The sequence below is a fragment of the Giesbergeria anulus genome (genome assembly GCF_900111115.1).
In the GTDB taxonomy this organism is placed as follows: Bacteria; Pseudomonadota; Gammaproteobacteria; order Burkholderiales; family Burkholderiaceae_C; genus Simplicispira; species Simplicispira anulus.
Genome location: NZ_FOGD01000001.1, coordinates 669,802 through 688,935 on the forward strand (window position 1 = coordinate 669,802; position 19,134 = coordinate 688,935).

General features: G+C 59.7%; 15 protein-coding genes. 8 read left to right on the forward strand and 7 right to left on the reverse strand.

Annotated features, from left to right (window positions below; genetic code table 11):
- The first annotated feature begins 48 nt into the window (after positions 1–48).
- The 3 genes from BMX55_RS03110 to BMX55_RS03120 all read left to right on the forward strand — a co-directional run bounded on the left by BMX55_RS03110 (position 49) and on the right by BMX55_RS03120 (position 3,242).
- Positions 49–1,332, forward strand: a complete 1,284-nt coding sequence (locus tag BMX55_RS03110) for an Hsp70 family protein (protein WP_091452553.1) — start codon at positions 49–51, stop codon at positions 1,330–1,332.
- Positions 1,333–1,413: 81 nt separating this feature from the next.
- On the forward strand, positions 1,414–2,337 hold the full coding sequence (locus BMX55_RS03115; RefSeq protein WP_091452557.1) for an alpha/beta hydrolase: 924 nt from the start codon (positions 1,414–1,416) through the stop codon (positions 2,335–2,337).
- A 5-nt stretch (positions 2,338–2,342) separates the two neighbouring features.
- Positions 2,343–3,242 carry a GNAT family N-acetyltransferase gene (locus BMX55_RS03120; RefSeq protein WP_091453174.1) on the forward strand — a complete coding sequence of 300 codons (900 nt, stop codon included), beginning with the start codon at positions 2,343–2,345 and terminating at the stop codon, positions 3,240–3,242.
- Positions 3,243–3,314: 72 nt separating this feature from the next.
- Here BMX55_RS03120 and clpA read toward each other — a convergent pair whose 3' ends face one another.
- From clpA to dnaE, 3 genes are all read right to left on the reverse strand, one after another.
- Positions 3,315–5,669 carry an ATP-dependent Clp protease ATP-binding subunit ClpA gene (clpA, locus tag BMX55_RS03125; protein WP_091452560.1) on the reverse strand — a complete coding sequence of 785 codons (2,355 nt, stop codon included), beginning with the start codon at positions 5,667–5,669 and terminating at the stop codon, positions 3,315–3,317.
- Between the two features lie 54 nt (positions 5,670–5,723).
- Complete coding sequence (gene clpS, locus BMX55_RS03130; RefSeq protein WP_091452562.1) at positions 5,724–6,092, reverse strand: ATP-dependent Clp protease adapter ClpS; 369 nt, start codon at positions 6,090–6,092, stop codon at positions 5,724–5,726.
- An 85-nt stretch (positions 6,093–6,177) separates the two neighbouring features.
- Positions 6,178–9,693, reverse strand: coding sequence for a DNA polymerase III subunit alpha (gene dnaE / locus BMX55_RS03135; RefSeq protein ID WP_091453177.1), 3,516 nt, complete (start codon positions 9,691–9,693; stop codon positions 6,178–6,180).
- Positions 9,694–9,797: 104 nt separating this feature from the next.
- On the opposite strand from dnaE, the gene BMX55_RS03140 reads away from it, so the two are divergent.
- Genes BMX55_RS03140 through rpiA form a run of 3 tightly spaced genes read left to right on the forward strand, consistent with a single transcriptional unit; the run spans position 9,798 to position 12,166 of the window.
- Positions 9,798–10,598 carry an outer membrane protein assembly factor BamD gene (locus tag BMX55_RS03140; protein WP_091453180.1) on the forward strand — a complete coding sequence of 267 codons (801 nt, stop codon included), beginning with the start codon at positions 9,798–9,800 and terminating at the stop codon, positions 10,596–10,598.
- A 33-nt stretch (positions 10,599–10,631) separates the two neighbouring features.
- Positions 10,632–11,432, forward strand: coding sequence for a PP2C family protein-serine/threonine phosphatase (locus BMX55_RS03145; RefSeq protein WP_091452565.1), 801 nt, complete (start codon positions 10,632–10,634; stop codon positions 11,430–11,432).
- 44 nt (positions 11,433–11,476) lie between these two features.
- Positions 11,477–12,166, forward strand: coding sequence for a ribose-5-phosphate isomerase RpiA (gene rpiA, locus BMX55_RS03150; RefSeq protein WP_091452567.1), 690 nt, complete (start codon positions 11,477–11,479; stop codon positions 12,164–12,166).
- Here rpiA and BMX55_RS03155 read toward each other — a convergent pair.
- From BMX55_RS03155 to tolB, 4 genes are read right to left on the reverse strand one after another with little or no spacing between them, the layout of a single operon-like run.
- Entirely contained in the window at positions 12,163–12,981 is an 819-nt protein-coding gene (locus BMX55_RS03155) for a tRNA threonylcarbamoyladenosine dehydratase (RefSeq protein WP_091452571.1), read from the reverse strand. The genes rpiA and BMX55_RS03155 overlap by 4 nt on opposite strands.
- Positions 12,981–13,787, reverse strand: coding sequence for a tol-pal system protein YbgF (ybgF, locus tag BMX55_RS03160; protein WP_091452572.1), 807 nt, complete (start codon positions 13,785–13,787; stop codon positions 12,981–12,983). The genes BMX55_RS03155 and ybgF overlap by 1 nt, the downstream gene beginning before the upstream one ends.
- A complete protein-coding gene (gene pal / locus BMX55_RS03165; RefSeq protein ID WP_091452575.1) occupies positions 13,787–14,338 on the reverse strand; it encodes a peptidoglycan-associated lipoprotein Pal in 552 nt (183 codons plus the stop codon). The genes ybgF and pal overlap by 1 nt, the downstream gene beginning before the upstream one ends.
- A 40-nt stretch (positions 14,339–14,378) precedes the next feature.
- Positions 14,379–15,698, reverse strand: coding sequence for a Tol-Pal system beta propeller repeat protein TolB (tolB, locus tag BMX55_RS03170; protein ID WP_091452577.1), 1,320 nt, complete (start codon positions 15,696–15,698; stop codon positions 14,379–14,381).
- Positions 15,699–15,852: 154 nt separating this feature from the next.
- On the opposite strand from tolB, the gene msbA reads away from it, so the two are divergent.
- Both msbA and sbcB read left to right on the forward strand, forming a co-directional pair.
- Positions 15,853–17,598, forward strand: a complete 1,746-nt coding sequence (gene msbA / locus BMX55_RS03175) for a lipid A export permease/ATP-binding protein MsbA (protein WP_425432044.1) — start codon at positions 15,853–15,855, stop codon at positions 17,596–17,598.
- Positions 17,599–17,657: 59 nt separating this feature from the next.
- On the forward strand, positions 17,658–19,100 hold the full coding sequence (gene sbcB / locus BMX55_RS03180; protein ID WP_091452582.1) for an exodeoxyribonuclease I: 1,443 nt from the start codon (positions 17,658–17,660) through the stop codon (positions 19,098–19,100).
- The last annotated feature ends 34 nt before the right edge of the window (positions 19,101–19,134 follow it).

The window sequence follows — 19,134 nt, forward strand, 5'->3', positions numbered from 1 at the left end:
TGGTGGTGGTGTCATGCCACAATCGCCCGCTTTTTTGCTCTGCTGCGCATGACTTCTTTTCTTCCCGGTACGCTGGGCATCGACTTTGGCACTTCCAACTCTGCGGTGGCTTGGGCCGACGGCCAAGGCAACGCCCGACTGCTCCCCTTAGAGGGCCAAGCCACTACCCTGCCCACCGCCCTATTTTTCAACAGCGAAACCCACAGCACGCATTTTGGCCGCGACGCTATGACGCACTATCTGGCGCACACCGAGGGGCGCTTGATGCGCTCGCTCAAAAGCCTGCTGGGTAGCCCACTGCTACAGGAAAAAACCGCCATCCATAACGAAATGGTGAGTTTTCAGGACATCATCGAGCGCTTTTTGCTCGAACTGGTGCAGCGCGCACGTCTGCAACTGGGTGGCCTGCCAGCGCGGCTGGTGTTGGGGCGTCCGGTGCATTTTGTCGATGACAACCCCGAACGCGACCAGCTAGCGCAAGCCTCGCTGTTGCAAGCGGCGGCCCGCTGTGGTTTTGCCGAAGTGGGCTTTCAATTAGAGCCGATTGCTGCCGCGCTAGACTATGAACGCCGCCTGACGCAAGAAAGCACCGTGCTGGTGGTCGATATTGGCGGCGGCACCTCCGACTTTACCGTGGTGCGCTTGGGGCCGCAGCGTATCGCCCAAACCGATCGCAGCGCCGACATTCTGGCTACCACCGGCGTACACATCGGCGGCACCGACTACGACCACAAACTGCACCTCGAACAGGTCATGCCGCTGTTGGGCTACCGCCATACCGGCCCTAAGGGCCGCGAAGTGCCCAGCCGGGTTTTCTTTGATTTGGCGACTTGGCACATGATCCATTGGCTGTCGTCGCCCAAAGCGGTACGCGAGGCCCAAGCCCTGCGCGAAGACTACCGCGATGAGCGCCTGCACCAGCGCCTGATGGTGGTACTGCGCGAGCAACTGGGGCACCGCCTGATGAACGCGATGGAACAGGCCAAGATTGCCTGCTCTGTCACTGAACAGCCGCAAGCGCTGGATTTGTCCGAGGTAGAAGCCGAACTCATCGCTACGCTGGCCCCAGAGCAGGTGGCAAGCCACCTGTCCACCCTGCTAGAGCGTGTGGTGCAATGTGCGCAAGAATGCGTGCGCCAAGCCGGGCTACAGCCTGCCCAATTGGGCGCGATCTACCTCACGGGCGGCTCCTCGGCCTTGCGCGCCTTCCAGCAGGTGCTGGCACAAGGGTTTCCGGGAGTGCCTTTGGTCGAGGGTGATCTGTTTGGTGGTGTGGCCTCTGGGCTGGCTTACGGGCCATTAGAACGTGCTGTCACAGAGGCATCCGCATAATGGTGGCTTCGATTGCCCTTGTGCCCCACTGTGACTGCCCATCCTGAACTGCATCTCCACCACACCCGCCTGACTGCGCCCATGCGCAGCGTTTTGCAGCGTATGCACCGCGCAGGCGGTGCCCCCTTGCACACCCTGACGCCCCTAGAGGCCCGCGCAGCCTACGAGGTCGGTGCCGGGGTGTTGGAAGTGCCCAAGGCCGCGCTGGCGCGGGTAGAAGACTTCACCATCCCGGCCCGCGATGGTTATGCCCTGCCCGCCCGCCTGTATGCCCCCAACGCAGCGGGCCCAGCCCCCGGCTTGCTGCTGTATTTGCATGGTGGCGGCTTTACCATTGGTAGCCTTGCCACCCACGACACCCTGTGCCGCGAGTTAGCACGGCTGGCCGATTGCATGGTGGTGGCGCTGGACTACCGCTTGGCACCCGAATACCGCTTTCCTACCGCCTGCCATGATGCTTGGGATGCCCTGCAATGGCTGGCACTGCACGCCACCACGCTGGGTGCTGATGCCTCCCGATTGGCAGTGGGCGGCGACAGCGCGGGCGGCACGCTGGCTGCCGTCAATGCTATTTTGGCGCGCGATGCTGGTTTGCCGCTGGCACTGCAATTGCTGTTTTACCCCGGCTGCGCCGCGCACCAAGATACCCCCTCGCACGCCACCTATGCGCGTGGGCTGGTGCTGGAGGAACCTGCCATCAGTTGGTTCTTTGGCAACTATGTGCAAACTCGGCAAGAGCGCGAAGACTGGCGCTTTGCGCCGCTGCTGGCCCCAGATATCGAAGGCGTGGCCCCTGCTTGGATGGGGCTGGCCGAATGCGACCCGCTGGTGGATGAGGGCGTGGATTATGCCGACAAATTACGGCTGGCCGGGGTGCAGGTGGATTTAGAAATCTACAGGGGCGTGACCCATGAATTTATCAAAATGGGCCGTGCTATCCCGGAGGCGCGTACCGCCCACGCCGATGCCGCCCGCGCCCTGCGCCAAGCCTTTACCCCGGAATAAAAATGATGCAACGTACTGATTTTCGCTGTCTACACCGTATGCGCGTGCGCTGGATTGAAGTCGATAGCCAAAAAATCGTCTCTAGCCCACACTACCTGATGTATGTTCAGAGTGCCATCTTAGATTACTGGCGTGCTTTGGCCCTGCCCTATGAATCGGGTGTAGCCTTGCTGGGGGGCGAGCTGGTGATGAGAAAATGCACCCTCGAATACCACGCCTCAGCCCGGCTAGACGATGTGCTCGAAGTGGGCCTGCGCTGTGTGCGGGTGGGCAACTCTTCGGTGCAACTGGAGGCCGGTATTTTCCGGGGCGAGCAGTTGCTGGTGTCGGCAGAAATCATCGCCGTGTTTATCGATTTAGCCGCGCACAGTAGCCGCCCGGTGCCCGTCGGCCTGCGCACGTTATTAGAGAGCTTTGAGGCCGGCCACAGCATGGCCGAAGTGCGCACCGGCGATTGGCAGCAACTGGGTGACGACGCACTGGCCCTGCGCACTGCCGTTTTTGTCCAAGAGCAAGGCATTGCGCCAGAACTCGAACTCGATAGCCAAGACCTGCACTGCGTCCACGCCGTGGTCTACAACCGCCTAGGCCAAGCCATTGCCACCGGGCGGCTGTTGCCCGCCCAAGGCGGCATAGGTCGCATAGGCCGCATGGCCGTACACCAAGCGCTGCGCGGTGCCCATTGGGGCCAAGAACTGCTCCAGACCCTGCTAGAGGCGGCACGCAGCCGGGGCGATGTTTGTGTCGAACTGCATGCCCAATGCACTGCGGTGCCGTTCTACCTCCGCGCTGGTTTTATCCCCCATGGCGAGCCATACGAAGAAGCGGGCATCACCCACATCACTATGGAGCGCCCACTGCGCGGCACAGCCTTGAGCGCTGATGACCTGACCGCCATCGTTTGAGCATCCAAAAAAACAAAGGCCAGCCGCCCCACCGGGCGCTGGCCTTGTGCCAACAGCTTGTGCTGCTAGGGTTTAACGGGCAGCCGCTTCTTCTGGTTCCGCCGGTTCGGCCTTGGCGGCGCGCTCCTTCTTCGTCAGGGGCTGGATGTCGAGTTTCACTTCCGAAGTCTCGACGCCCTTGTCGTCCTTCTTCAGCTCCACATCGACCGTCAGGCGGCCACCATCGACTAGGCGGCCAAACAGCAGCTCATCGGCCAAAGCACGGCGGATAGTGTCTTGGATCAGGCGTTGCATGGGGCGTGCGCCCATCAGCGGATCAAAGCCCTTCTTAGCTAAGTGCTTGCGCAGCGCATCGGTAAAGGTGACTTCCACCTTTTTCTCGGCCAGTTGGGTTTCGAGCTGCAACAAGAACTTATCGACCACGCGCAAAATGACCTGCTCATCGAGCGCCTTGAAACCGACGATAGCATCAAGCCGGTTGCGAAACTCCGGCGTGAACAGGCGCTTGATGTCGGCCATCTCGTCACCAGCCTCACGCTGGGTGGTAAAGCCGATGGTGGCTTTGTTCATGGTTTCGGCCCCCGCATTGGTCGTCATGACGATGATGACATTGCGGAAGTCGGCCTTGCGCCCATTGTTGTCGGTCAGGGTGCCGTGGTCCATCACCTGCAATAGCACGTTGAAGATGTCGGGGTGTGCCTTTTCGATTTCATCAAGCAGCAGCACAGAGTGCGGCTTTTTGGTGATGGCTTCGGTCAGCAAGCCACCTTGGTCAAAACCGACATAGCCGGGGGGCGCGCCAATCAGGCGGCTAACGGCGTGGCGCTCCATGTATTCAGACATATCAAAGCGGATCAGCTCAATGCCCAAAATGTAGGCCAATTGCCGTGCCGCTTCGGTTTTACCCACACCCGTGGGGCCACTGAACAAGAAAGCACCAATCGGCTTGTCGGGCTTACCCAAACCCGAACGCGCCATTTTGACGCTAGAGGCCAGCACTTCCAGCGCCTTGTCTTGGCCGAAAACCACGCTTTTCAGGTCGCGCTCTAGCACTTGCAGTTTGCCCCGGTCGTCATTGGAGACATTGGCCGGGGGAATGCGCGCAATTTTGGCAACGATCTCTTCGATCTCGGTTTTGCCAATGGTTTTCTTGCGCTTGCTGGCTACCAAAATACGCTGGGCGGCACCAGCCTCGTCAATCACATCAATCGCCTTGTCGGGCAAGTGGCGGTCATTGATGTATTTGGCGCTGAGTTCAGCCGCTGCTTGCAGGGCTGCCGCTGCGTATTTGACGCTGTGGTGCTCTTCAAAGCGCGATTTCAGGCCCTTGAGGATGTCGATGGTTTCGGCCACGCTGGGCTCGACCACATCCACCTTTTGGAAGCGCCGAGACAACGCTGCATCTTTTTCAAAAATGCCCCGGTATTCGGTAAAGGTGGTGGCCCCAATGCACTTGAGTACGCCTGAACTGAGTGCCGGCTTGAGCAGGTTGGAAGCATCCATTGTGCCGCCGGAGGCCGCACCAGCGCCAATCAGGGTGTGGATTTCGTCAATGAACAGCACGGCGTGCGGCTTGTCTTTGAGGGCTTTGAGCACCGCCTTGAGACGCTGCTCAAAATCGCCCCGGTACTTGGTACCGGCCAGCAGCGCGCCCATGTCCAGCGAGTAAACCGTGGCCTCGGCCAAGATTTCGGGCACATCTTTTTGCGTGATGCGCCAAGCCAAGCCCTCGGCGATGGCAGTTTTGCCCACACCCGCCTCACCCACCAGCAGCGGGTTGTTTTTGCGGCGGCGGCACAAAATTTGAATGGTGCGCTCGACCTCAAAATGGCGACCAATCAGCGGGTCGATTTTGCCGTCTTTGGCCAACTGGTTGAGGTTTTGCGTGTACAGCTCCAGCGGCGAGGCTTTTTCGCTCTTTTCGCTGTGTACAGCCTCTTCGCCTTCGGGGCCAGCGCCTTCGGGGCCTTTGGCCGGTTCAGGTGGCTCGCTCTTTTTGATACCGTGGGCAATAAAGTTGACCACATCCAACCGGGTGACGCCCTGCTGGTGCAGGTAGTACACAGCGTGCGAGTCTTTCTCGCCAAAAATAGCCACCAGCACGTTGGCACCGTTGACCTCTTTTTTACCACTGCCCGTAGACTGTACGTGCATGATGGCGCGCTGGATGACGCGCTGAAAGCCCAGCGTGGGCTGGGTATCGACTTCATCGATACCGGCCACTTGGGGGGTGTTGTCTTTAATAAAGTGGGCCAGCGCGGTGCGCAGATCGTCCATATTGGCCGAACAGGCACGCAACACCTCGGCGGCGCTGGGGTTATCGAGCAGTGCGAGCAACAGGTGCTCCACGGTAATAAATTCGTGGCGTTGCTGGCGGGCCTCAACAAAGGCCATGTGCAAGCTGACTTCCAGTTCTTGGGCAATCATGTGAACTCCTTTGTGCTTGCGGGAAAGTGGACTGTATTTGGGGACGGTAGCGGTTTATTCAACCGGCTCGCTCAAGCATTGCAAGGGATGGCCTGCCTGATGGGCTGCCTCCATCACCTGATCGACCTTGGTGGCAGCAATGTCGCGGGAGTAAACGCCGCACACCCCTTTGCCGTCGAGATGGATTTTGAGCATGATCTGGGTGGCCGCTTCGCGGTCTTTGCCAAAAAATTCTTGCAACACCACAATGACAAACTCCATCGGTGTGTAGTCGTCGTTGAGCATGACGACCCGGTACATCTGTGGCGGCTGGGTTTTTTGCGGCAAACGCTCCAGCACGACGGCATCGCCGTCATCCGACGCAGGCCGATGCACCGCAGGCGCACGGACAGGGGTGGGGGGTTGTGTTGCCATAAAAATCATTCTAACGATGCGCGCACCTTGGCGCTGAACAAAGGCATTTGTGCCTGTGGGCTGAATTTTTCAAGTACTGTAGCCATAACCATGTTTATATTTCGTAAACGATGGTAACGCGCCCTTGATCGGCCTGTTGCGCCCAAGCGGCCAAGGCTTCATCGCTGGGATAAGTCTGGTAGGCATCGCCCAACTGCACTTGTGCGTTGGTAGCGCCCTCAGGCCCCGCACAAACGATGGACAAGCGCACCGGCAATCCATACCTCTGCACGTCCCCTTGGGCAGGTTTCTCCTCGCGGCAGGGGTAATCGCGCAGCAAACGGGCCAAGTCGGGGGTGCCCCCGCCCACTGCCACTTGGAGGTACTTGCCAAAGCGGCTGCGCGCCGTAGCCAAATCATGCACCTGCTGCACGATAAACCGGGCCTCAAAGCCGTTGCGCCCCGGTTGCAGGCGGCCCGACACAATCACCAGTTCATCGTCTTGCAGCAGCTCGCGGTAGGTGTTGAGCACCGCTTCGCTGGCAGAGGCTTCCACTTGCGCTGAAGTATCGTCCAGCACCAAGATGCCTTGCTTGCCGCGCATACCGTTGACGACCCGAAAGCCGCCCACAATACCGGCAATGGTTTGCGTATCGCGGGTGTCGCGCAAATCGGCAATGCGGGTACGCACAAAACGGCGCACCTCGGCAGCCACTTCGTCAAACAAATGGCCCGATAGATAAAAGCCCAGCGCGGGTTTTTCGTAGGTCAGGCGCTCTTTCACGCCCCAAGGGGCCACATCGACCAGCTGCGGCTCTTGGGTGCTGGAGCCATGGGCATCAGCGTCCATGTCAAACAGGCCGCCTTGGTTGGCGTTGGCTAGTGTGGTGGTGGCAAAGTCAAATGCCCGGTCAATCGAGGCTGACAACGCGGCGCGATTAGGCTCAATGGTGTCAAACGCCCCGGCCTTAATCAAGGCATCGACGCTGCGTTTGTTGAGCTTGCTGCGCTCAACGCGCAAACAAAAATCAAACAAACTGCTAAACGGGCCGCTGCGGTCGCCTTGCGGGCCTTCCCCCCGGCCTTCGCGGGCGGCAATAATAGCCTCAATGGCGGCCTTGCCGGTGCCTTTGACAGCCCCTAAACCGTAGCGGATGGCGGTGTCAGAAATCGGCTCAAAGCGGTAAGCACCCCGGTTCACATCGGGCGGCTCAAAAGAGATGCCAAAGTTCTTTTGCGCATCGTCGAGCAACACCTTGAGCTTGTCGGTGTCGTCCATTTCGATGGTCATGTTGGCGCAGAAAAACTCCGCCTTGAAATGCACCTTGAGCCAGCCGGTGTGGTAAGCCAACAAAGAGTAAGCAGCGGCGTGGGACTTGTTAAAGCCGTAACCGGCAAACTTCTCCATCAAGTCAAAAATTTCATCGGCCTTTTCTTCGCTGATGTCATTTTTGGCCGCCCCGGTGCGGAAGATGGCCCGGTGCTCGGCCATTTCTTCGGCCTTCTTTTTGCCCATCGCCCGGCGCAGCAAGTCGGCACCACCGAGTGAGTAGCCGCCCAAAATCTGCGCCGTCTGCATCACCTGCTCTTGATAGACCATGATGCCGTAGGTCTCGGACAGCATCTCTGCCACCAGCGGGTGCGGGTACTCGACCGGCTCTTTGCCATGCTTGCGATTGACAAAGCTCGGGATCAAGTCCATCGGGCCGGGGCGGTACAGCGCATTGAGGGCGATCAAGTCTTCCAAGCGTGTGGGCCGCGCTTCCTTGAGCATCCCCTGCATGCCCCGGCTTTCAAACTGGAACACCGCTTCAGTCAACCCATCAGAGAACAGCTCGTAGGTGGCTTTGTCGTTAAGCGCAATATCTTCAAAGGCAAAACCGGCTTGGTCGGGGTGGCGCTGCACAATAAACTCGCGCGCCAACTCCAAGATGGTCAACGTAGCCAGCCCCAAAAAGTCAAACTTCACCAGCCCAATGGCCTCGACATCGTCTTTGTCGTACTGGCTCACCGCCGATTCACTGCCCGGCTGCTGGTAGAGCGGGCAAAAATCGGTGAGTTTGCCCGGTGCAATCAGCACGCCCCCGGCGTGCATCCCGATGTTGCGCGTCAGGCCCTCTAGCTTTTGGGCCAGCGCCAGCAGGGTTTTAACCTCATCTTCTTTGGCTAACCGCTCGGCCAGCACGGGTTCGGCCTCAATGGCCCCGGCAATGGTGATGTGCTGGCCCGGCTTGTTCGGAATGAGCTTGCTGATGCCATCGCAGAAGGTGTAGCTCATGTCCAACACCCGACCCACATCGCGGATGGCGGCGCGGGCGGCCATGGTGCCAAAGGTGGCAATCTGGCTCACGGCATCCTTGCCGTATTTTTCTTTGACGTAGTCGATCACCCGGTCGCGGTTGGACTGGCAAAAGTCAATATCAAAGTCGGGCATGGATACCCGGTCGGGGTTCAAGAAACGCTCGAACAGCAGCTTGTATTCCAGCGGATCAAGGTCGGTGATTTTGAGAACATAGGCCACCAAAGAACCGGCCCCTGACCCCCGGCCCGGCCCCACCGGGCAGCCGTGGGTTTTGGCCCACTGGATAAAGTCGCCCACAATCAGAAAGTAGCCCGGAAACCCCATCTTCAGGATGGTGTTGAGTTCAAACTCCAAGCGCTCCAAATAGCGTGGGCGTTGTGCCTCACGCAATGTCGGGTTAGGGTAGAGATGTTGCAGGCGCTGCTCCAACCCCTCGTGCGAAACGTAGCGGAAATAGTCATCCACCGACAGCACCTTGCCATCGACCGGCGGAATCGGAAAATTAGGCAATTGCGGCTTGCCCAGCACCAGCGTCAGGTTGCAGCGCTGGGCAATTTGCACCGTATTGGCCAGCGCCGATGGCACATCGGCAAACAGCGCCTGCATTTGCGCTGACGATTTGAAATACTGCTCGCGCGTAAAGCGGCGCACGCGGCGCTGGTTGCCCAAAATCTCGCCTTCGGCAATACAAACGCGGGCCTCATGGGCATCGTAATCATCTTCGGTAGCAAACTGCACCGGATGGGTAGCCACCACCGGCAGTTGCAACTGCGCCGCCAACTGCACTGTGGCAGCGACATGGCTTTCATCATCGGGGCGGCCTGCGCGTTGGATTTCGAGATAAAAACGCTGCGGAAACACCGCCGCAAGGCGTTGTGCCAGCGCCGCAGCCCCGGCACTATCGCCGCGCACCAAGGCTTGGCCCACTGGGCCTGCTTGCGCACCGGCCAGCACAATCAGCCCTTGATGGAGCTCTTGCAGCCAAGCCCAAGTACACACCGCTTGCGATTTGATTTGGTTGCTCGTCCAAGCACGGGCTAGCAACTCCGACAGGTTGAGATAACCTTGGGCGTCTTGCACCAGCAACACCATGCGGGATGTAGGGTCACTGGCGGTGGGGCCTTCGAGCACCACTTCTGCCCCCAGCACGGGTTTGACCCCCTTGCCACGCGTTTGCTTGTAAAACTTGACAGCCCCAAACAGGTTGTTGAAATCCGTAATAGCCAGTGCAGGCTGGCCGTCGGCGGCGGCAGCTTGCACCACCTCATCGATACGGTTGGTGCCGTCAACGACGGAAAACTCGGTGTGCAGGCGCAAATGAACAAACATAGCCGCCATTGTAGAAAGGCTGGGCCAAAGCTGAGTGCTGTTGTGGCCGCCGGTACAATCAGCAGCCCGTCTCTATGCCCCCTCTTGCCAGAAAGCTGCCTGCCATGCCGCGTGTGTCTCTCGCGATTGTTCCCGCCCTGCTGGCCGCCAGCGCTTTGCTGGCCGGCTGCTCTACCGTTACCGAAGATAAAACTATCGGTTGGAGTACCGAGCGCCTATATGCCGAGGCCCGCGATGAAATCAGCAGTGGAGCCTACGACAAGGCCGTGCCCCTGCTTGAAAAACTCGAAGGCCGTGCCGCAGGCACCCCGCTGGCACAACAAGCCCAGCTCGATAAAGCCCATGCCCAATACAAAGGCGGCGATAAAGCGCAAGCCTTGGCCACACTCGACCGTTTTCTCAAGCTGCACCCCGCCAGCCCCGCTGTCGATTACGCCCTGTACCTGAAAGGGTTGGTCAACTTCAATGACGACTTGGGGCTATTTTCTTGGGTAGCTAACCAAGATTTGTCTGAGCGCGACCAAAAAGCTGCCAAAGACTCGTTTGAAGCCTTCCGCGAACTGAGCACGCGCTTTCCAGAGTCCAAATACGCGCAAGATGCCCGCCAGCGCATGACCTATATCGTCAATGCCTTGGCACAATACGAAGTGCATGTGGCGCGCTACTACTTGCAGCGCGGCGCTTATGTCGCGGCCATCAACCGGGCGCAGGTGGCACTGTCAGACTACCAAAGCGTTCCAGCCCAAGAAGAAGCACTGTTTATCTTGGTACAGTCCTACGATGCCTTGGGCATGACGCAATTGCGCGACGATGCTCGCCGCGTGCTCGATGCCACCTACCCACAAAGCAACTACCTGACGCAGGGCATCCAGCAGCGTGCGTCTTCATGGTGGAAACCTTGGTAAACGCCAAGAACATGTCTTCTTTCCGACTTGGGCATGTCTAAAGCATTTCGCATCACTGCCTCTACGGGCATCCACAAAGGCGACCGCAGTTACCAACAAGACCAAGTAGCCCTGCTCACGCATCCACGTTATAACGGTTGCCTGCTAGGGATACTGGCCGATGGCATGGGTGGGCGCAGTGGTGGGCGCAAAGCCTCCGATCAGGTGATGATGACAGCGCACCAACTGTTTGAGCGCTATTCCCCCGACTACGACGACGGCCCCTCCATGCTCAAAAACATGGTGGAGGAGGCACATATCGTTATCCGCCTGACGGCAATTTCTTCGGAGGAAGAGCCGCACAGCACCCTAGCGGCCTTTCTTATCAATCCACGGGGCGATTGCTATTGGGTTCATGCCGGTGACTCGCGCATTTACCATTTCCGCGATAGCAAAATGGTACGTCGCACGATGGACCACTCTTACGTGCAAGCGCTGGTTGATCGCGGCGACTTGACCGAAGAACAAGCGCAGGTGCATCCCCAATCGAACATCTTGCTGGGTTGTTTGGGGGCCGATGTCGATCCCCCCATTGGCACACACAGCATCCCCCAGTTGCGCCCCGGCGATGTGCTCATGGCCTGTAGCGATGGTGTTTGGCACTACTTTTCCGCCACAGAAATGGCCACGGTGGTCGAATCGCTCACCCCGCGCGAAGCCACCGAGTTTCTGATCGAAAAAGCGCGGATGCGCGGGCGCGGTGGCGGAGATAACCTGTCTTTGGTCATCGTCAAAATTGAAGCGCTAGATGTAGAAAAGAAGCCCCTGCGCTCTGGGCCAAAATCAGCGCCATGACACATGGGGGGAGATAATCAAGGGTTTATCCTGAGGTTCTTGCCATGACAACTCCTTCCCTCCCCACCCAAGACGAACTCAAAACCCTGGTGGGCCAAGCTGCGCTGCGCTACGTCACCCCCGGCGACATTGTGGGCGTGGGCACTGGCTCCACCGTGAACAAGTTTATCGAGGCACTGGCCACCATCAAAGACCAAGTGCGCGCTGCGGTGTCTAGCTCGGTAGCCAGCACGGAGCGACTGCGCGCCATTGGCATCCCGGTGCTCGATGCCAATGAAGTGGAAAAATTGTCAGTGTATGTGGACGGTGCCGACGAGATCGACGGCCACGGCTACATGGTCAAGGGTGGCGGTGCCGCCCTGACCCGCGAAAAAATTGTCGCGGCCTTGGCACAACGCTTTGTCTGCATTGCTGATGCCTCTAAGCTGGTACCTGCTTTGGGGCAGTTTCCGTTGCCAGTAGAAGTGATCCCGATGGCAGCGCAGCAGATTACACGCCGGTTTACCACCTTGGGGGGGCAGGCTACCCTGCGCCTCAAAGATGGACAGCCACTGGTAACGGACAACGGCCAGCACATTTTGGACGTGCGCGGCCTGCAAATCACCGATCCGCTGGGCTGGGAGTCGGCCATCAACCAATGGCCCGGCGTGGTGACGGTGGGCATTTTTGCCCACCAAAAGGCTTCCGTTTGCCTGCTGGGCACCGCCCAAGGCGTAGAAACCATCACCTACTAAGGGGCTGCAGGGACTGCGCTGCGGCTGGCCTGCTGCGCTAGCTGCTCTAGCACCCACCCAGCGGCGCACTGACCAAAGGTGGCCGTAACGGCCACCACCGAGCCATAACCATGGCAATTGAGGCTGCCGTCACCTGCAATAGCGCAAGAGGCATCCGGCGGGGCTACCGCCTCGCGGCTGAATACACAAGGCACGCCGATTTTTTTGCCTTCGCGCGGTGCGCCATGCTGCTTGCGCAGGCGGTAGCGCAACTGTGCCAGCAGCGGGTCGTGGGTGGTGTGGGCCAAATCATCAATATCCACCTTGTGGGCATGGCGTTTGCCACCGGCTGCGCCCACGCTGATGAACAAGCGCCGCTGCTGCCGCGCCCAAGCGGCCATCGCCGTTTTGGCATGGATTTGGTCGCAGGCATCAATCACCGCATCCACCCCCGGTGGCAAGATGGCAGGCCAGTTGCCCGGCTCGACAAAATCCTCAATGCAATGCACGAGGCCATCGGGGTTGATATGGGCAATGCGCTCGCGCATGGCCTGCACCTTGGCTTGGCCCACCGTGGTGTCCAAAGCATGGATTTGCCGGTTCAAGTTGGATTCAGCCACATGGTCAAGGTCGATCAGCGTGAGCTGGCCCACACCACTGCGCGCCAGCGCCTCAGCGGCCCAAGAGCCAACACCGCCAATGCCCACCACAGCCACATGGGCAGCGCGTATCTGCGCGGCCCCAGCACGGCCATAAAGCCGCTCCAGCCCGCCAAAACGGCGTTGCTGGAGGGCTTGGCGCTCGGCCTCAGCTTCTGTGTCTAGCGCTGGCTGCATCACTTCATTTGCGCCAGCCGCTCTTTGGCGGTACTGGCAGCTTCGGACTTGGGGTAGGCCACGAGCAGGTCTTCGAGCGTTTTGCGCGCGCCACGGGTTTCTTTGAGTTCCATCTGGCAGTTGGCAATCGACAAGGCAGCCTCTGGAGCGCGGGCGTGGTTAGGCGCAGCCGCCAGCAGAGCCTTGAAGTGGGTAATGGCTTCCTTGTAGTTGCGCGTGGCATATTGGGCATTGCCCAACCAAAAGCGCGCCGACGGCCCATAACCACTGCGCGGATATTGCTTTAAGAACCCGGTAAACGCCGTTTGTGCATCGACAAACTTGCCAGCACGAAACCCAGCCAATGCCGCCTCAAAGGCGGTTTTCTCGGCGGGATCGACCATAAACTCTTGGCCATCCACCGTGACCTTGACCGGCTCAAATTGGCGCAGACGGGCATCCACACCCACGGCAATATCGCGCTGTTGGCGTTGCAACTCGGCCACTTCGCGCAGCAACTGCTCGTTTTGGCCGCGCAGTTTGGCCGTTTCGGTACGCAGGGCGTCGATTTGGTTTTGCAAATCGAGCAAACTGCGGCGCACTTGGGAGCCATCGTCGCCGGTGCGGCGCACGTCATCGCTGGTGCGCTGGCTGGCTTGTTGCAGCGTTTCAATGCGCTGGCGCAGCTCCAAAATGGCTCGACGCGCTTCGTCGTCTTCAAACAGCGCCGCTTGGGCTGCGGGCAAGCAAGCGCCCGACAACACCAGCACCAGCGCGGGCAGTGCCGCTGCCGCAAAGCGGCGGGGCCAGGTGGTGAGGCTTGGCATCAGCGGTAAGACAGTTCAGCGCGGCGGTTTTTGGCGTGCGCGTCTTCGTTGTGGCCTGTTGCAGCAGGCTTTTCTTTACCAAAGCTCACTGCTTCCATTTGGGTGTCGGGCACGCCCAGCAAACCCAAGGAGCGGCGCACAGCCTCGGCACGCTTTTGGCCCAAGGCGAGGTTGTATTCGCGGCCACCGCGCTCGTCGGTGTGGCCCTCAATCATCACCGTGCGGCCTTGGCCGGATTTGATAAAACTGGCATGCGACTCAATCAGCGACTGAGAATCAGGCTTGATGGCATAGCTATCGTAGTCAAAATAGACCACACGGCTGATACCTACAGGCCCGGCACCATTAGCACCCGACTGTGACAGATTAACCCCGGCCACGCCGCTCAGGCCCGCGCTGCCCGATTGCGCTCCATTGAGACCCAAATTTTGCGTGGGGATGGCTGTGCCAGTGCCATCTTCAATCGGGGCCTTACCATCTAAATCAACGCCTGAACTGCAACCGGCCACCAACATGGCAGCGGCCAGAGCCAAAGAAAAACGCTTCAACATAAAAACTCCTGCAACTGGAAACATAAAAAACGGCCAAAACTTATTGTTTCTGGAATGGCCCCCAGTCAGGCTCGCGGATATCACCGCCCTGACCGGCCAGACGTGCCTTGATCTTCCCGTCCAAGGTCGTGGTCATGAGGGCTTCGCGGCCTTGCTGCTGGGTGGCGTAAACAATCAAGCGACTGTTGGGGGCAAAACTGGGGTTTTCGTCGGCGCTGGTATCGGTAATGGCGGTCACGTTGCCACTGGCCAATTCCATCACATGCAGCTTGAAGGCCCCTCCCACACGCGAGACATAGGCCAACCAGCGGCCATCGGGGCTGACGCTGGGCGAGATGTTGTAGTTGCCAGTAAAAGTGATGCGCTCAGCGCTACCACCAGAGGCTGCAACGCGGTAAATCTGCGGTGCACCGCCCCGGTCACTGACAAAGTAGATGCTGCGGCCATCAGAGGAGTACACCGGCTCGGTATCAATACCAGCGCTTTGCATCAGGCGGCGCGCCTCGCCGCCGTTGGCATCAATGGTGTAGAGCTGCGAGTTGCCATCGCGGCTGAGGGTGACAGCCAAGCTGCGGCCATCGGGCGACCACGCTGGGGCGCTGTTAGAACCCCGGAAGTTGGCAATCAGGCGGCGGCGGCCCGTGGCAATGTCATGCACATACACCACCGGCTTGCGCGACTCAAACGACACATAAGCCAGTTGCATCCCGGAGGGCGACCACGCCGGAGAGATGATAGGCTCAGGGCTAGACAGCGCGGCTTGGGAGTTTTCGCCATCGGCATCGGCCACCCACAGGCTGTAGCGCGCACCGGCCTTGGTCACATAGGCCAAGCGGGTAGAAAAGATACCCGGCTGGCCGGTCAATTTTTCGTAAATAAAGTCGGCCACCCGGTGCGCAGCCAAGCGCAAATCGGTAGTCACTACGGCATAACTTTGGCCGCCCAAGTCTTGGTTGCGCACCACATCCCACAGACGAAAGCGCACCTCAAAACGGCCATCGGCCAAGCGCGTGACGCTGCCAGCGGCCAAGGCATCGGCCGATTTTTGCCGCCACAGGGCTAAATCGGGGCGCACGCTCTCGTCCAGTACCGCGCCACTGGAATCGATGGCACGAAACTGGCCGCTGCGCTCCAAATCGGCTTGCACGATGGCGGCAATTTTTTGCGGCGATTGGCCCTCACCCCGGAACGGGGCAATAGCCACTGGCAACTGGGTCAGGCCCACGCCAGAGACTTCGACCCGAAACTGGGCCAGTGCGGGCAAAGCCGAAGAAGCCAGCGCCGCAGTCAAGGCATGGCGACGGGACAGGCGCGGCAGCGCCGCAACCGGAAAGGAGGAATAGTTCGGGTGGTGGGTCATAAGCAGCGGACAGCAGTCGGGCAGTGGCCAAACAGAAAGGGCGATGTTACCAAGCCGGGGGCAACCGTAAAATCCGCGCCACATGCAAACTCCTTCTGCCTCCACGCCGCCGGTCAGTCCTGACCCTTCTGTCCACGCCATTGCTGATGCCAGTATGGGCACGCGCCTGAAACGTTTAGCAGTGTACTTTGGCGGCCAGCGGCTGGCTTGGGCTTTGGCGATTATCGGCACGCTGGCTGGGGCCTTAACAGAGCCGCTGCTGGCAGCCATGCTCAAACCGCTGCTCGACCAAGGCTTTACCGACGGCACGCTGGCGCTGTGGAAGGTGCCAGTGGGCATCATGGGGCTGTTTGTGGTGCGCGGGCTGGCGCTGTTTGCCGCGCAGTATGCACTGGCACGCATCGCCAATGAAGGGATGCTGGCACTGCGCCGCACCCTGTTTGACCGCCTGCTCGCTGCCGAGATGGCACTGTTTGCGCGGCAATCGGCCAGCGCATTGGCCAATACCATTGTTTATGAAGTGCAAACGGGTGCTACGCTGCTGGTGCAAGCCATGTTGGGCATCTCGCGCGATGGTTTTACCCTGCTGGCATTGCTGGGTTACCTGCTCTATCTAAACTGGCAGCTCACGCTGATTGTGGCCGTAGTGGCACCCGGTGTGGCGTGGATCATGAAAACCCTATCGCGCCGCTTGTACCGCTTGGCCAAAAGCAGCCAACAAGCCACCGACGCCTTGGCCTACGTGGTGGAAGAAAACATTTTGGCCCACCGCATGGTGCGCCTGCATGGTGCCCAAGCCAGCCAAGCCCAGCGTTTTGATGTGCTGGGGCAACAATTGCGCCAACTGGCAATTAAGGCCACCATCTCCGGCTCGGCCATGACACCACTGACGCAGATGATGGCGGCGGCGGCATTGTCCACAGTGATTTGCACGGCACTGTGGCAAAGCCGCACGCTGGGGGCAGCGCAAAACGATTTAACGGTGGGGGGCTTTATCTCCTTTATCACCGCCATGCTGATGCTCATTACACCGCTGCGCCGCTTGGCCGATGTGAGCAGCCCTATCACCCGTGGGCTGGCAGCCTTAGAGCGTGGGCTGGCCCTACTGGGCGAGGCCCCGGCAGAAACTGGCGGCACTTATACCCCCAGCCAAGCCCAAGGCCCAATAGAGTTGCACGATGTTGGTGTGCGCTTTAGCGCTGACCAAGCCCCAGCGCTGGCCGAGGTGAGCTTGGTGGTGCAGCCGGGGGAGGTGGTGGCGCTGGTCGGGCCATCTGGGGCGGGCAAAACCACATTGGTCAATTTGCTGCCGCGCTTTTTGGAGCCGACATCAGGGCAAATTTTGCTGCATGGGCAGCCGCTGCGCGACTGGCAACTGCCAGCACTGCGGGCGCAGTTTGCTTTGGTAAGCCAAGACGTGGTGATGCTCAACGACAGCATTGCCGCCAATGTGGCCTTGGGCGCAGCAGTGGACAAGGCCCGCGTGCAAGCCAGCCTAGAAGCCGCCAACCTGTGGGCACATGTGGCAGCGCTGCCGCAGGGCATGGATACCGCCGTGGGCCACAATGCCGCGCAGCTCTCTGGTGGGCAGCGCCAACGCTTGGCTATTGCCCGCGCCTTATACAAAGACGCCCCCATTTTGATTTTGGACGAGGCTACCTCGGCCCTAGACACCGAATCGGAGCGCTTAGTCCAAGAAGCCCTGCAACGCCTGATGCGTGGGCGCACCACGCTAGTGATTGCGCACCGGCTCTCGACCATTGAACACGCCAACCGGGTGGTGGTGATGGAGCGTGGGCGCATAGTGGAACAAGGCAGCCATGCCCAGTTGCTGGCCTGTGGCGGCTTGTATGCACGGCTGCAAAGCCGCCCACATGAAGCCAGAGGAGCCAACGGCTAAAACCGCCATTGCCTCTGTTACCGTCTTTTCACCATTTTTTGCCTTTGGAGCACTGCGCCATGTCCAACCACACCTTTCTTTGGCACGACTACGAAACCTTTGGTGCCGACCCGCGCCGCGACCGGCCCGCGCAGTTTGCCGCCATCCGCACCGATGCGCAACTCAACGAAATCGACGCGCCGGTGATGTTCTATTGCCAGCCCAGCAATGACTACCTGCCCGATCCGCAATCGTGTTTGATTACGGGCATCACGCCGCAACAGGCTGGGCAATGGGGCGTGCCTGAGCGCGAATTTGCCACCCGTATTGAGGCCGAATTGGCCCGCCCCGGCACCATCGGCGTGGGTTACAACACCATTCGCTTTGATGATGAGTTCACACGCTTTTTGTTCTGGCGCAACCTGATCGACCCCTACGCCCGCGAATGGCAAAACCAATGTGGCCGTTGGGATTTGCTGGACGTGGTGCGCATGGCCTATGCACTGCGCCCCGAAGGTATCGTTTGGCCCACCAAAGAAGATGGCAGCCCCAGCTTTAAGCTAGAAGACTTGAGCCGCGCCAACGGCCTAGCCCACGAGCAAGCGCACGATGCGCTGTCGGATGTGCGCGCCACCATTGCGTTGGCCCGCTTGGTGCGCCAACACAACCCGCGCCTGTTTGATTTTTGCTTGGGTCTGCACAAAAAAGATGGCGTGGCCGCCGAACTGCGCTTGCCGGTCTCCCCCAAAACAGCGCGGCCCTTTTTGCATGTTTCAGGCATGTACCCAGCGCAGCGGGGCTGTTTGGCCGTGGTCTGGCCGCTGGCGAACCACCCCACCAACAAAAATGAGATCATTGTGTGGGACTTGGCCCACGACCCCAGCGAGCTGGCCGGTATGGACGCAGAAACTCTGCGCCTGCGCATGTTCAGCCGCAGCGCCGATTTGCCCGAAGGCGTCAGCCGCCTGCCGATCAAAACCATCCATCTGAACAAATCGCCGATGGTGGTGGGCAACCTCAAAACCTTGAGCCCAACACAGGCGCAGCATTGGGATATCGACCTAGAGCAAAACCTGCAACACGCCGCCATTGCCCGTGATCTGCCCGACATGAGCGCCATCTGGCCCGCCGTGTTTGCCCGTGCGCCAGAGCCTGCGCTGGATGTAGAACAAGCCCTGTATGCCGGTTTTGTCGGCAACAACGACCGCTACCGCCTCAATGACCTGCGCCAAGCCAACGGCGATGCGCTGGCGCGAGTGCATGGTCATTTTGATGACCCACGTTTGGACGAAATTTTGTTCCGCTACCGGGCGCGCCATTTTTACGAATCGCTCGACGATATGGAGCAAGAGCGCTGGCAAGCCTACCGCAGCGCCTGCCTGATTGACGGCCAAGGCGGCGCACGCACGCTAGAGCAGTTGCAACAAGAGATTGACCAGCTCTCAGAAACTGCCGATGAGCGCGCCGAAGCTATTTTGGGAGCGCTGTACGACTGGGCCGATACGCTGGCCGAGGGGTTATAAAAAACCACTGCCCCAAGCCTTCTCAACAAAGACT

Bases quoted from the DNA above. Each gene is read 5' to 3' on its own strand.
- BMX55_RS03110 (WP_091452553.1), top strand. From the start codon at position 49: ATGACTTCTTTTCTTCCCGGTACGCTGGGCATCGACTTTGGCACTTCC.
- BMX55_RS03115 (WP_091452557.1), top strand. From the start codon at position 1,414: ATGCGCAGCGTTTTGCAGCGTATGCACCGCGCAGGCGGTGCCCCCTTG.
- BMX55_RS03120 (WP_091453174.1), top strand. From the start codon at position 2,343: ATGCAACGTACTGATTTTCGCTGTCTACACCGTATGCGCGTGCGCTGG.
- clpA (WP_091452560.1), bottom strand. From the start codon at position 5,669: ATGATTGCCCAAGAACTGGAAGTCAGCTTGCACATGGCCTTTGTTGAG.
- clpS (WP_091452562.1), bottom strand. From the start codon at position 6,092: ATGATTTTTATGGCAACACAACCCCCCACCCCTGTCCGTGCGCCTGCG.
- dnaE (WP_091453177.1), bottom strand. From the start codon at position 9,693: ATGTTTGTTCATTTGCGCCTGCACACCGAGTTTTCCGTCGTTGACGGC.
- BMX55_RS03140 (WP_091453180.1), top strand. From the start codon at position 9,798: ATGCCGCGTGTGTCTCTCGCGATTGTTCCCGCCCTGCTGGCCGCCAGC.
- BMX55_RS03145 (WP_091452565.1), top strand. From the start codon at position 10,632: ATGTCTAAAGCATTTCGCATCACTGCCTCTACGGGCATCCACAAAGGC.
- rpiA (WP_091452567.1), top strand. From the start codon at position 11,477: ATGACAACTCCTTCCCTCCCCACCCAAGACGAACTCAAAACCCTGGTG.
- BMX55_RS03155 (WP_091452571.1), bottom strand. From the start codon at position 12,981: ATGCAGCCAGCGCTAGACACAGAAGCTGAGGCCGAGCGCCAAGCCCTC.
- ybgF (WP_091452572.1), bottom strand. From the start codon at position 13,787: ATGCCAAGCCTCACCACCTGGCCCCGCCGCTTTGCGGCAGCGGCACTG.
- pal (WP_091452575.1), bottom strand. From the start codon at position 14,338: ATGTTGAAGCGTTTTTCTTTGGCTCTGGCCGCTGCCATGTTGGTGGCC.
- tolB (WP_091452577.1), bottom strand. From the start codon at position 15,698: ATGACCCACCACCCGAACTATTCCTCCTTTCCGGTTGCGGCGCTGCCG.
- msbA (WP_425432044.1), top strand. From the start codon at position 15,853: ATGGGCACGCGCCTGAAACGTTTAGCAGTGTACTTTGGCGGCCAGCGG.
- sbcB (WP_091452582.1), top strand. From the start codon at position 17,658: ATGTCCAACCACACCTTTCTTTGGCACGACTACGAAACCTTTGGTGCC.